Genomic DNA, 12,408 nt, shown 5'->3' with positions numbered 1-12,408 from the left:
GCCAAACCCGCCGTCGGGAGTCACTGACTTGACCGCCGCCAGGATCCGACGGCGCCCGATCCTCGGCGGGTTGATCAACGAGTATTCGCAGGCAGCATAGCCGAACCGGCTTTACGAGCCCCACAGGATCCTTCGGCAACCCTTACCTGCCGACGCTGCCCGGCCAGGACGACTACGCCGGCGATCTCCGGCACGTCGCCCACTACCGCCGGCCGGAGGCGTACGCGGGCAAGCGGGTGATCGTCGTGGGCGCCGGCAACTCCGCCGTCCAGGTCGCCTACGAGATCGCGGCCCACGCCCGCGTCACGCTCGCCACCCGGGAACCCGTGCGCTTCCTGCCCCAACGCCTCAGCGGGCGGGACCTCCACCACTGGCTGCGGGTCACCGGCGCGGACCGCCTGCCACGCCGCGTCCTCACTCGTCTTGTCCGACACGCGACCGTGCTCGACACCGGCGTCTACCGCGACGCCCTCGCATCCGGTCTGCTTCAGCGGCGGGGGATGTTCACCGCCTTCACGCCCGAGGGGGTGATCTGGGCCGACGCCACGCCCGAGCCGGTCGACGCGGTCATCTTCGCCACCGGCTACCGCCAGGACCTTGCCTACCTCCAGCCCCTGGGCGCCCTCGACCACGGCGCACCGCAGCAGGTGGGTGGGATCTCCACCACTCATCCAGGTCTGGTCTATCTCGGGTTGGAGTTCCAGCGATCCTTCGCCTCGAACACCCTGCGCGGCATCGGCCGCGACGCCGCCCACGTCATGACTGCCCTCGCCGCTCACGTGTCGGGCCGGCCTCACCAGGGTTGGCAGCGGAAAGCGGGAGTCGCCTCGCGCACGGGATCCGGCGCTCAACGCTGATCGCGTTCGGCCCCCTCCTGGCATTCCGCCCTGCGAGCAGGAGGTTTGCGCGGCGGTTTACGCCTGCGACGAGGGGGCCGGCTCGACCGACAGCAAGGCGGCGAGCTGGCGCAGGATCCCCGGCCGGGCGCGGTAGTAGACCCAGGTGCCCCGCCGTTCGGCATCCACCAGGCCCGCCTCGCGCAGCGTCTTGAGATGGTGCGAGATCGTCGGCCCGGTCAGGTCGAACGCCGGGGTCAGGTCGCACACGCAGGCCTCCCCGTCTTCGGCGGAGGCGATCATCGACATCAGCTGCAGCCGCACCGGGTCGCCGAGGGCCTTGAACGCGGGCGCGAGCACTGCGGCCGTCTCGGCGGGAACCCGCCGCTGCGCCAGCGGGGGGCAGCACGGTGTGTCGGCGTTGAGGTCGATGAGGCGAAGCGGTGCTTCTTGCTTTGACATGCCTCTAGGTTGACATCTCTCTAATCAGTGTGCAAGTCTCTGGTTAGACGGACGTCAAGACAGGGCGTCATGAGGAAATGGGGCCTACCATGTTTGGCTTTACGCGCCGCCGGCCAACACCCGTGGCTGGTGTCCGGTTCTGCGACTCGTGTGCCCGGGTGTCCACTCCCGTGCAGCGGGTCGAGCGCCTCTATGACCGCGCCCGCACCACCGCCTACACGCTGACGATCCCCCGCTGAGGAAGGACCCGACATGAGCGAGAACAGCCCCGCCGTCGGCGGTTTCACCGGCGACCCCGCCGCCGCCCTGCAGATCACCGGCTCCGGCGCCTGCTTCTCGATGCCCTGATCGCGTCCACCGAGGCCGCCGGGATCTGGACCACCCAGTCCGATGTCTTTTCGGAGAACCCGCCAGCCTGGCTCTGCGCAAGCGCGCCGGCTTCCGGGTCATCGGCATCCGTGAGCGCGTCGGTCGGCACCACGGCCGATGGCGTGACGTCGTCCTTCCTTGAACGCCGCAGCCCCGTCATCACCTGAACCCCTGCCGCTCCGCCTGCCCCAGCACAACCGCACCTTCTTGATTCGACAGTTTTCGACACAGAGGAGTTTTCCGATGAGCGTCCTGACCGAGCTGCCCGTCGTGGTGATCGGCGCGGGCCCGGTGGGTTTGGCCGCCGCCGCCCACTTGCACGAGCGTGGCCTGCCCTTCCTTCTTCTGGAGGCCGGTGACACCGTTGGCGCGGCGGTGCGGCAGTGGGGGCACGTGCGGGTGTTCTCCCCGTGGCGGTACAACGTCGACCCGGCCGCGCGCCGGCTGCTCGACGACGCCGGCTGGGTCGCCCCGGCCGAGGACGCCCTGCCCACCGGCGCGGAGCTCGTCGCCGAATACCTCCAGCCCCTCGCGGAGCTTCCGCAGCTCAAGCCGCACCTGCGCTACGGCGCGCGGGTGGAGGCGATCAGCCGCCTCGGCCTGGACCGGCTGCGCACCGCCGGCCGCGAGCAGACGCCGTTCCTGATCCGACTTGCCGACGGTGACGAGCTGCTGGCCCGCGCGGTCATCGACGCCTCCGGCACCTGGGGGACTCCCAACGTGCTCGGCGCTTCCGGCCTGCCCGCCCGGGGGGAGACGAACGTGGCCGCGTTCCTCGAGCACGCCCTGCCGGACGTGCTCGGCGCGGACCGGGACCGCTTCGCCGGCCAGCACACCCTGATCGTGGGCGCCGGCCACTCCGCCGCCAACACCCTGCTCTCCCTCGCCGAGCTGGCCGCTGCCGAGCCCGGTACCGAGGTGACCTGGGCGATCCGCTCGGCCAGCCCGGCCCGCACCTACGGCGGCGGCGACGCCGACGCCCTGCCCGCCCGCGGCGCGCTCGGCTCCCGGCTGCGCGAGCACGTCGACGCCGGCCGGATCCGGCTGCTCACCGGCTTCTCCGTCCACGCCCTCGCCCCGGCCGACGGTCGGGTCGCCGTCGTCGTCCGCCACGCCGACGGCGCCGACGAGTCCATCACGGTCGACCGGATCGTCGCCGCCACCGGCTTCCGACCCAACCACTCGATCGCCGCCGAGCTGCGCCTGGACCTCGACCCGATCATGGGCGCCACCCGTGCCCTCGCCCCGCTGATCGACCCGAACGAGCACTCCTGCGGCACCGTGCCCCCGCACGGCGTGGACGAGCTCGCACATCCGGAGGTCGGCTACTACGCCGTTGGCATGAAGAGCTACGGCCGCGCGCCGACGTTCCTCATGGCCACCGGATACGAGCAGGTCCGCTCCGTCGTCGCCGCCCTCGCCGGGGACTGGGACGCCGCCCGGGACGTCCAGCTCGACCTGCCCGAGACCGGCGTCTGCAACAGCAACCCCACCGACTCCACCGGCACCGACAGCTGCTGCGGACCGGCCCCGGCGGCGGAGACGGCCGGCAAGGGCCTGGCCATCGGCATCTCCGGTGGGCTGCTGTCCACGCCGCTGAACCTCATCAGCCTCGACGTAGCACCTGCTGGCGGCCAGACCGGCGGCTGCTGCGGCAGCTGATGACCACCTCCACGATGGCGCCCGCCGACCCCACGGTGGGCGGGCGCCACGGGCGGCGCATCGTCGCCGCCCTCGCCATCACCACCACCATCGGCTACGGCACTCTCTACTACGCCTACGCCGTCCTGCTCGGCCCGATGGCGGCCACCATCGGCGCTTCCACCACCGCTGTCACCGGAGCGCTGACCGCCTCTGTCCTCGCCGGCGCCCTCATGGCCATCCCTGTCGGGCGGTGGCTCGACCGCCACGGCGGACGCGCCCTGATGACCACCGGCTCCATCACCGCCACGGTACTGCTGATCGCCTGGTCCCAAGTCCAGACCATCTGGCGGCTCTACGCCGTCATGATCGGCATCGGCATCACCGGCGCCATGGTCCTCTACGAACCCGCCTTCGCGGTCATCGTCACCTGGTTCACCCCCGAGCGGCGCGCCACCGCGCTGCTCGCCGTCACCATCGTCGCCGGGTTCGCCAGCACCATCTTCATGCCGCTCGCCGGCTTCTTCGACGCACACCTCGGCTGGCGCGGCACCCTGCTCGTCCTCGCCGCCATCTACGGCGTGGTGACGGTGCCCCTGCACGCCCTCACCATCCGCAAACCTCCGGCCCCGCCCGCCGCGTTATCGGCCCCGCCCGAGCGGCAGGACAACACGCAGCGGCGATCTGTCGCGCGCGCCGCCATGCGTGATGCCAGGTTCTGGATCCTTGCCGGCACGTTCACCGCCCACGGCGCGGCCACCAGCACCATGACCGTCCACATCGTCGGCTACCTCGCCAGTCGCGGCCACCCGGCAACTTTCGCCGCCTCCATCGCCGGCCTGCTCGGTGTCCTGTCCGTCACTGGACGCCTTCTCCTGACCGCCGCCCGCCGGCGGTTGGCCGTGACCACCATCGTCGCCGCCGTCTTCGCCACCCAAGCCCTCGCCGTCCTCGCCATGCCGCCGCTCGCCGGGACCCCGATCGGCGCGATCATCACCGTCACCGGCTTCGGACTCGGGTTCGGCATCGCCAGTCTCGCCACCCCAGCTCTCCTCGCCGACCGGTACGGCACCACCGCCTACGCCACCATCGCCGGACGCCTCACCGCCCCCGTCACCACGGCCAAAGCCGCCGCGCCGCTGCTCGCCGCCACGCTCTTGCCGCACGGCGGCTACCACGTCTTACTCGCCGCCGTGACCACCGCATGCCTTGTCGCCGCCGTCGGCATGCGGGCCGTGGGGGAGGGCAGGATCGACAGCAGCGAGCACCGCAGCCAGCCCGTCTGACCGCATCCAGGAGCCCGCGCTGCTGCCGTGTCAGGGCCAGATCCAGCTCAGGTAACCGCAATTGGCGAGCGCGCAGAAAGGCCGACAGCACGACACCCCGACGTCTACCCCAGGTCCCACGCGGTCCACCTGACGACCCATGAACGCTCGGGTCGCGCGGCCGGCAGCGGCTGATCCCCAAACAGCACTGCTCCTACCGCCTCGGCTGCTGCCCGCATCTCCGCCTTCCGGTCACGCAGCGGATCACACACCACCAGCAGGAGATCGCCGTGAACGAGGGTCTGGGCGGGGTGGCCCGTCCGCTGTCTGATCAGCGACCGAATCTCCTTCCGCAGGACGGCGAGCTGGTCACCTGGCACCTCCCGCACTTCCGCGTACCCGTGCTCACGCACCACGTCGCAGATCACCTGCGCGACAACCGGGACTCTGCGGTCGACCGCCGGCGCGGGGAACAGGCGGTCCATCAGCGTCAGACACCGTCGGCACGTCGGCGCGTACGCCGGCTCCCGGCACCTGCTCAGCGTGCCGCCGTCACCGCCGACCATCAGCGCCCATACCCGGCCGCACATCGTCATGTGCTCCCAGACCGGCTCCCGCAGCGCCTGGACGTCATATCGCCATTGGACCGCCTCCTGCTCACTATCCCCGCGCGTGAGGTAGCGGTCGAGTACGGCGCTGCGACCTAGCGCCGGCGGCTCCTGCCGGCGCGCGAGGTGCACGGCCTCACCGCCGCTGACCGCTACGAGAAGCAGCACGGACTGCCCAGCGGCGATCACGTTCGGTCCATGCAGGCCGTCACGCATGCCTGCAGTATGCCCGCCCCTCCTCTCAGGACAGCCACAGACGAGGCCCTGCTCGGCCCAGACCCACTGTCGTCAGGCTCGTTGAGCATGCTGACGCGGGACGCATCTGCCGTTGCCGCCGGCATGACACAACCTTCCCGCCTACACGGCGAACAGCTCGTCCGGCCGCTCGTTCCTGCTGCCCTGCCCTGCTGAGCCGGCCGCGCCCGTGCCCGAGGCGACGTCGCGTGAACGACAAGTCCGGTCTCGATCATCAACTTGCCGACAGCAGCGGGCGCGGGTTTGCCCATGACGACATCGGCGGCGCTGGGGAAGCGCGACACGCAGCGGGTGTTGGTCCGGTAATGGCGGGCGTTGCTCACGGCTTCGAGGAGGAAGAACCTGACCTCAGTCAGGATCTTGAGATGCTGCGAGACCGTGGACTGGGCCAGACGTGAGATCGCGTCGGTGATCATGGAGTTCTCTACGCTTCACGACACCCCGAGGACCTCACCCGCCGATGTCATCATGCCCGATCCCCGCACTGTCCGCCGTCGACGGCGGCACCCCTGACACATCACCACATGCGGTCACCGAGAGTGAGTGCGCGCGGTTGATGCAGGCCCTGTCGGCGGTCCCGGATCCCCGCGACCCGCGTGGCGTGCGGTATCCGCTCTCGGGTCTGCTCGCGGTCGCGGTGTGCACGGTCCTGGCGGGGGCATCGTCGTTCGCCGCGATCACCGACTGGCTGCACGATCTGGACGAGCAGGCCCGCGACCGGCTCGGGTTCGATCATGGGGTGCCGGTGGGCACGACGGTGTGGCGGCTGCTGACTCGCCTGGACGACGGGCTGCTGTCCACCGTCCTGGCCGGTTGGCTGACCGCCCGCGCCCGGCCGGTGACCACGCCCCGGCCAGCCCGGTATCGGACGGTGATCGCCGTGGACGGGAAAACCCTTCGAGGTGCCCGCCGCAGCGACGGCGGCCAGGTCCACCTGCTCTCCTTGTTCAAGCAGCTCAAAGCCCTACCCCGGGCCCGACGTCCCACTCGGCGACCGCCGCCGCGACACCGGGCACGGCCGCCGCGAGACCCGCACCGTCAAAGCCATCACCGTGCACACCCCCGACGGAATCAGGTTCCCCCACGCGCAGCAGGCCATCCGGATCATCCGGACCCGCACCACCGGCGCGAAGACCAGCCCCGAGACCACCTACTTCACCGTGTCTCTACCCGCCGAGCAGGCCCAACCCGCCGACCTGCAGGACTGGGCCCGCCGCGAATGGCACATCGAGAACCGCGTCCACCACGTCCGGGACGTCACGTTCCGTGAAGACCTCCACCAAGCTCGCACCGGCACCGGACCCGCCGTCCTGGCCACCCTGCGCAACACCTCGATCGGCTACCACCGCACCAACGGCGAGGCCAACATCGCCCGCGCCACCCGACGCGCCAACCGCCGCCCCCACGACCTCATCACCGCCGTGACCAGCACCTATCCGACAACGCAATGACCCTGCTCGACACCGGCCCTGCTTGACGGTCCGGCACCCGTCGTCAGCTCGTGTCCGTATCCCCCAGCGGGGGGTCGGAGATTCCAGACGTGTCGTCAAAATCAGGCCGTCTCCAGGCCGTCCGAGGTGAACCAGCGGTGACCACCGATGGCCATCGACGACCGGTCCCGGCGCAGGTCACAGTGCGTGCCGTCCGGGTCAGACGATTATGTCCACCAACGAGATCAATACCTGTGGAAGTGGACCGTCGGGCCAGAGGAATTCTGAGGACGGAACCCCAGGGGCCGGAGGTCAGGAACATGGATCTCTGCCCCTGCCGCCAGAGATCCAGGACCGAACGCACCTGGTCTTCCGCCGGCTGTCGCAACCACGCCGAGCAGCGAGAAGGCAGCGAAAGCACCGCCAGTTGCCGACAGCACGCCGCATAAGGAGGCAGACCAGCCTTGGCCAGCGGCAGGAGACCGCACCGGATGACAACCGATGATGCTGTATGCCCGCGTTCGGGACGAGGAGGTCGGGTTGACCAGGCAGGTGGTCGACAAATCCGGGAGGTATGGCTGGCTGCTGTCACGGGTGGACCTGCTCCAGGTTGTACCCGCAGGTAGCGGCCGCTATGGAATAGCCGACGGTGGCTGCGGCCAGCACGAGGCCGACACCGACGCCGAGGGCTGCCGCGCCTTTGGTGGACAGCCCAGTTCGCCAAACGAACACGGCCGTCACCGCAGCGGCCAGGGGCAGCGAGAACGCGAGGGAGAGCCACACGGTCTCGCGGAACACCCATACTAGCCAATCCGGATCCCCGGTGAGTTCCTCGCACGGCACCGGGTGTGAGGGCATAGGCGCCGCCGCCAGCGGCGCAGTGGCAAGACCAGCGAACGCGTATGCCAACACGGTCCAGCTCAGCGCAGCCCGGGTCCTCGGCCAGTCAATCACAACCGCGACTGTGCCAGAGGCCGCCGAAGACGGCTACGGCGCGCGGACCTGATCGCCGTACAGGCCGGAAGTGCAGCAACGAACGCGACCGCTGGCGACTCAGACCATCCGCGACAGCATCAGCGCCTTGGCGGTCTTCCTCCGGGCGTTACAAGACCACGAGGACTGGGCGCCCGAGCTGCCCCGAAACGCCGTCATCTACGCCTCGGACTACCCGCGAACGATCCCGCTGCGCGCCCGCGGCCTGAACGCCCACATCATGACCCAGGTCCGCGCGCACCTGCCCCGCTGGCCCCAACCCGACGGCCGATTCCTGACGGAGCTGATGCTGGCCACCGGGCTGCGCGTCGGTGACGCCTGCGCGCTCGGCTACGACCCGATCGTCCGCGACCGTGACGACAACCCGTACGTCCGGTACTGGAACCACAAGATGCGCCGCGAAGCCTACGTACCCATCAGCGCGGCGACGCTCGACAAGATCCGTGAACAACAGGCCAGGGTGCGCGAGCAGTACCCGGCGGAGACTGCGGCATACCTCAGTCAGCCAGCTCCCCGGACCCTGCCCGTTGACGGGTTGCGGCTGGTGCCCGCGAACATGCTGAACCCCCACGGACTTCTCCCGTTCCGACGCAGCACCTACAACCTGCAGCTGCAGGCGTGGGTCGCGAAGTGCGGGATCACCGACGAAGCCGGACGTCCCGCCCACATCACGGCGCACCAGTGGCGGCACACGTTCGCCACCACCCTGGTCAACCGCGGCGTCCGCCTCGAAGTCGTCAAACAGCTGCTCGACCACGCCAGCCTCGAGATGGCGTCCCACTACGCCCGGCTGCTGGACACCACCATCCGCGCCGAATGGGACGCCGCCCGCGACAACGACGACGATCTGCAGCACCTGCTACCGGCCGATGTGGAGTGGGCGAACCGATCACGCACCGCCCTACCGAACGGGCACTGCGGACTTCCGCGCCAGCAGACCTGCGACCACTCCAACAAGTGCCTGACCCGCCCCGTCTTCATCACCACCAGCGAAGACCTGCCCGCGCACGAGGCGCACCGCCACCGCACGCTGACGCTCATCGCCCAACTCGATGCCCGAGGGCAGACCAAGCTGGCCGACCAGAACCGGCTCGTACTCGAGCAACTCGACGCGCGCATCGCGCAGATCAAGCAGGCAATCGCTACGGGCGGAGCGCACCGCGATGCCATCTGACGCGTCAGATCGGCTCATCGCGGCAGCGCGTCGGAGACACGAGCAAACCCTCGCCCGTGCCCGCACAGCACTACGCCAGTTCGAGACCACCGGCGAGCCCGTCACCTACGCCAAGGTCGCTGCGGCGGCGAAGGTCAGCCGGGCCTGGCTATACAGCCAGCCTGACGTCCGAGCAGCAGTGGAACGGCTACGCGATATCAACAACCGCTCCACTGGCGTCGCCGTCCCCACCCGCCAGCGCACGAGCGAAGCCAGCCTGATCCGCCGCCTTGAGGCGGCGCACCGCCGCAACCGGGAACTCACCCGGCAGGTCGCCGAGCTCCGAGAACTGCTTGCCGCAGCGCATGGGGCACTACGCGACAGCCGTGCCGGACGAACCACACCTACGTGATGAGCAGCGGTTTCACTCACGCGCACAGCGCTGCGTCGGCTCGGGATTGCGGATGCGGCGTTCAGGCTGGGTCGAGCGAACTGAACTGGATGCCGGTGAGTCGCCACCCGTCGGGTAGTTCGATCCATACCTGACTCAGTCGGACCGTCAGTGCCATCACCTCACCACGCCAGGTCGCCCGGCTGCGCTGGACGCAGCGCACGATCGCGGCGCGGTCATAGCGGCGCACGTCGAGTTCGGTCGTCGTCAGGGACAGGTAGGCGAAGTCAGCGTGTCGGTCGATCCACTGCCGCTTGTCCAGCAGGTAGCCCCGCTCGCCTCGCGCATCCCGCCGAAGGTGCCGTCCAGGTCCAGCACGAAATGCAGACCGACGTCGTCGCGGCCAATCCACTCCTGCTGAGGTACCGGATAGGTGATCGTGAGGAGGCGTCCGCCTGGGCGGATGGCGGCAGCGACTCCGGCAAGGTGGTCACTCGGCAGGGTCAGGTTGAAGGCGACGTCGACGCCGGAGGGGTATTCGGATTCCGCGTACCCGATGGTCTCGTCGGCGCCGAGAGCTCGGAGGATGTCGGCGTCCGCGGCGGGCGCGGTGACGATCACCCGCGCCTTCGCGGCGGCGAGCAGCGGGATCACCGCGGTGCCGACGCCGCCGGTCGCGCCGACGACCAGGACCGTCTCGCCAGGCTGCACCTTGGCGGTGGCCATCAGCGCCCGTGCGGTCAGGCCGACGGTGGGCAGGGCGGCCGCGTGCTCGATGTCGAGGCCGGCCGGGCGGTGCGCCAGTAACGGGGTGTCGGCCTCGAAGACCGCGTACTCGGCCAGTGAACCCGTGCTCAGCGACGGCCGGGCCGCACCGGCCATCGCCCGCAGCACCCGGGGCGCCGCCTGACCGAAGATTTCGTCGCCCACCTGGTAGGCCGTCACGCCGGCGCCGACCTCGCTGACCGTGCCGGCGAAGTCGTTGCCGGGCACGTGTGGAAACTCCAGGGGAACCACGTCACGGGACTCGCCGCTGGGCAGCCGGACGTCCGCCGGGTTGGTCGAGGCGGCGGCGATCCGGACCTGGATCTGTCCCGGCCCGGGCCGGGGCGCCGGCACGTCTGCCACGGTGTATTCCTCGGGCGGCCCATAGCCGGTCACGACAACTGCCTTCATGCGCTTCCTCCCATAAACGGACCGAGCGGTCCTGTTATCGGTCGCGACGCTAGCAATAAGCGGACCGGGTGGTCAACTTGCTAGGGTGGCACCGTGACCTCGCCCCGCCCGTTGCGTGCCGACGCCGCCCGCAACCGGCGGCTGCTACTGGCAGCCGCCGCCGACGAGTTCGCCGAGCGTGGCCTGGACGCCTCGGTCGCCGACATCGCCCGCCGGGCCGGTCTCGGCAAGGGCACCCTGTTCCGCCACTTCGCCACGAAGGACGACCTGCTCGCCGCGATCGTCCTCGACCGGATCGACGAGCTCGGCGCGCTCGGCGAACAGTTGCTCGACGCGGCGGACCCGGGCCCCGCGCTGCTGGAGTTCCTCACGGTCGCTGCCGACCAACAACAGCAACGCGACCTGTCGTTCCTGCAGGAGGCCGGCGAACTGAACGCGGACGTGATCAGGGCCCGCGAGCAGATGTTCCGCACCGTGCACAAGCTTGTCGATCGGGCTCGTGAGCACGGCGCCGTGCGAGCCGACGTCACCGGCGCCGACGTCATCCTGCTGATGTGCGCACCCAACTACGTCACCAGCTATGTGTCAGACGCCCCGCCCGACCTGTGGCGGCGATACCTTGCCATCATCTTCGACGGCCTACGACCGGACGGCGCCCACCCGCTGCCCCACCCGCCGCCAGCCGCTCCTTGACGGCTTAACACAGGGTCTGGCCGCAGATGCCTGCTGGCGCCTCTGGGGCTGCTCGGCTGAACGCGCTCACGGGGGAAAGGAAACGGCCGCACCTGGTTGAGCACGTTGGCAAGCAACGTCCTGGACATGTCCATGACACAACATCGCCGCACAACCAACCATCTGATCGGCTGACCCAAGATAAACGGCGAACTCGTGGTCTGGGCGGGAGAACGGACCGACTTCTCCCAGTTGCAGCGGCGGGTCACCGCCGGGACTGGCCGCGACGCCCTGGCCAGGAGCCGCCCCGCCCACTACGTGGTCTTCGACCTCCTCAGCGCCCCGCCCGGCCTACCCCTGCTGGACAAGCCGCTCGCCGAACGGCGCGCCCTGCTGACGTCACTGCTCGCCGACGCCCCGGCACAGCTCACCCTGTCACCGCAGAGCACCGACGTCGGGCAGGCCACCGAGTGGCTGCACACCTGGACCGCCGCCGGCATCGAAGGACTGATGATCAAACGGCTCGACAGCCGCTACGAGCCCGGCAAGCGCGGCTGGCAGAAATACCAGTGCGCCTACCACAGCACCGAGGCCATCATCAGCGGCGCCACCCCCAGCCTCGGCAATCTGGAGACCCTCCTGCTCGGCCGCCTCGACGAGCACGGACGACTTCGCTACACCGGCCGGACTCACCCCCTGCGGCCCGCCCAGCGCGCGGAGCTGATCGACCTACTTGCCCCTTAGAGCCTGGTAAATAAGGGTTTCGAGTGACCGGCGGGTCGGGTGCGAAATCGATGATCGTGCCGGTGCCCGGCGTGGTGGCGTGACATGGGGAAGGGCCTTCGGTACGAGCGAAGGTGACTAAACCAGCACGACCGAAGGCCCAACCCTGTCTGTATACCTTGTCGCCGGCGTCGCCGCACCCGCCACGCCGGCCACCGTTGCCGATCACCTGCCGACCGGCCGGCCGCGGCACTACCCGTCCGACACCACCGACGCCGAATGGCGGATCCTGGCCCCGCACGTGCCGGCCGGAACCGGGCGTGGACGGCCGATCATCTACCCCCGCCGGGACGTCGTGGATGCGATCCGCTACCTCGACCGGACTGGCTGCCAGTGGGACGCGCTGCCCGCCGACTTCCCCCACCACAAGCTCG

General features: G+C 69.9%; 14 protein-coding genes and 3 pseudogenes. 11 read left to right on the top strand and 6 right to left on the bottom strand.

Annotated elements, in window-relative coordinates:
• Positions 1-83 precede the first annotated feature (83 nt).
• Positions 84-857 (top strand): NAD(P)-binding domain-containing protein, encoded by a 774-nt coding sequence (locus DKT69_RS06135; RefSeq protein WP_109800609.1) that lies wholly within the window; start codon positions 84-86, stop codon positions 855-857.
• A gap of 57 nt (positions 858-914) precedes the next feature.
• Here DKT69_RS06135 and DKT69_RS06130 read toward each other — a convergent pair whose 3' ends face one another.
• The gene (locus DKT69_RS06130; RefSeq protein WP_109800608.1) at positions 915-1,298 is read right to left on the bottom strand and encodes an ArsR/SmtB family transcription factor; all 384 of its coding nucleotides are present in this window, start codon (positions 1,296-1,298) and stop codon (positions 915-917) included.
• Positions 1,299-1,624: 326 nt separating this feature from the next.
• On the opposite strand from DKT69_RS06130, the pseudogene DKT69_RS39550 reads away from it, so the two are divergent.
• The 3 genes and pseudogenes from DKT69_RS39550 to DKT69_RS06115 form a co-directional block, all read left to right on the top strand.
• Positions 1,625-1,834 (top strand): annotated as a pseudogene (locus DKT69_RS39550) (GNAT family N-acetyltransferase); the annotation flags it as partial.
• A gap of 76 nt (positions 1,835-1,910) precedes the next feature.
• Complete coding sequence (locus DKT69_RS06120; protein ID WP_109800607.1) at positions 1,911-3,329, top strand: FAD-dependent oxidoreductase; 1,419 nt, start codon at positions 1,911-1,913, stop codon at positions 3,327-3,329.
• Complete coding sequence (locus tag DKT69_RS06115; protein ID WP_109800606.1) at positions 3,329-4,594, top strand: MFS transporter; 1,266 nt, start codon at positions 3,329-3,331, stop codon at positions 4,592-4,594. Before DKT69_RS06120 ends, DKT69_RS06115 begins: the two co-directional genes overlap by 1 nt.
• 104 nt (positions 4,595-4,698) lie before the next feature.
• Here DKT69_RS06115 and DKT69_RS06110 read toward each other — a convergent pair whose 3' ends face one another.
• Entirely contained in the window at positions 4,699-5,397 is a 699-nt protein-coding gene (locus DKT69_RS06110) for a hypothetical protein (RefSeq protein WP_109800605.1), read from the bottom strand.
• Between the two features lie 257 nt (positions 5,398-5,654).
• Positions 5,655-5,828 (bottom strand): annotated as a pseudogene (locus DKT69_RS39545) (transcriptional regulator); the annotation flags it as partial.
• 68 nt (positions 5,829-5,896) lie between these two features.
• On the opposite strand from DKT69_RS39545, the pseudogene DKT69_RS39540 reads away from it, so the two are divergent.
• Positions 5,897-6,196 (top strand): annotated as a pseudogene (locus tag DKT69_RS39540) (transposase family protein); the annotation flags it as partial.
• 292 nt (positions 6,197-6,488) lie between these two features.
• On the top strand, positions 6,489-6,887 hold the full coding sequence (locus DKT69_RS39535; protein ID WP_236647366.1) for a transposase: 399 nt from the start codon (positions 6,489-6,491) through the stop codon (positions 6,885-6,887).
• 567 nt (positions 6,888-7,454) lie between these two features.
• On the opposite strand, the gene DKT69_RS06095 is transcribed toward DKT69_RS39535, so the two are convergent.
• On the bottom strand, positions 7,455-7,664 hold the full coding sequence (locus DKT69_RS06095) for a hypothetical protein (RefSeq protein WP_109800604.1): 210 nt from the start codon (positions 7,662-7,664) through the stop codon (positions 7,455-7,457).
• A gap of 283 nt (positions 7,665-7,947) precedes the next feature.
• Between DKT69_RS06095 and DKT69_RS06090 the strand changes: the two genes are divergently transcribed.
• Both DKT69_RS06090 and DKT69_RS37645 read left to right on the top strand, forming a co-directional pair.
• A complete protein-coding gene (locus DKT69_RS06090) occupies positions 7,948-9,033 on the top strand; it encodes a tyrosine-type recombinase/integrase (RefSeq protein ID WP_146230992.1) in 1,086 nt (361 codons plus the stop codon).
• A complete protein-coding gene (locus DKT69_RS37645; RefSeq protein ID WP_146230991.1) occupies positions 9,023-9,424 on the top strand; it encodes a DUF6262 family protein in 402 nt (133 codons plus the stop codon). Before DKT69_RS06090 ends, DKT69_RS37645 begins: the two co-directional genes overlap by 11 nt.
• Positions 9,425-9,485: 61 nt before the next feature.
• Here DKT69_RS37645 and DKT69_RS06085 read toward each other — a convergent pair whose 3' ends face one another.
• Both DKT69_RS06085 and DKT69_RS06080 read right to left on the bottom strand, forming a co-directional pair.
• Positions 9,486-9,680 (bottom strand): nuclear transport factor 2 family protein, encoded by a 195-nt coding sequence (locus DKT69_RS06085; RefSeq protein WP_368666223.1) that lies wholly within the window; start codon positions 9,678-9,680, stop codon positions 9,486-9,488.
• Positions 9,671-10,579, bottom strand: a complete 909-nt coding sequence (locus tag DKT69_RS06080; RefSeq protein WP_236647365.1) for an NADP-dependent oxidoreductase — start codon at positions 10,577-10,579, stop codon at positions 9,671-9,673. Before DKT69_RS06080 ends, DKT69_RS06085 begins: the two co-directional genes overlap by 10 nt.
• A gap of 93 nt (positions 10,580-10,672) precedes the next feature.
• On the opposite strand from DKT69_RS06080, the gene DKT69_RS06075 reads away from it, so the two are divergent.
• The 3 genes from DKT69_RS06075 to DKT69_RS39530 form a co-directional block, all read left to right on the top strand.
• Positions 10,673-11,272, top strand: coding sequence for a TetR/AcrR family transcriptional regulator (locus DKT69_RS06075; RefSeq protein WP_109800601.1), 600 nt, complete (start codon positions 10,673-10,675; stop codon positions 11,270-11,272).
• Between the two features lie 180 nt (positions 11,273-11,452).
• Positions 11,453-11,995, top strand: coding sequence for an ATP-dependent DNA ligase (locus tag DKT69_RS06070; protein ID WP_109800600.1), 543 nt, complete (start codon positions 11,453-11,455; stop codon positions 11,993-11,995).
• A 208-nt stretch (positions 11,996-12,203) separates the two neighbouring features.
• Positions 12,204-12,408: transposase (locus DKT69_RS39530; RefSeq protein WP_236647226.1), on the top strand; the 205-nt coding region annotated here is incomplete at its 3' end.

The organism is Micromonospora sicca (assembly GCF_003172935.1).
Taxonomy (GTDB): domain Bacteria; phylum Actinomycetota; class Actinomycetes; order Mycobacteriales; family Micromonosporaceae; genus Micromonospora; species Micromonospora sicca.
Note: the sequence above shows the minus strand (reverse complement) of the source record. Positions and strands in the feature narration are given on the sequence as shown.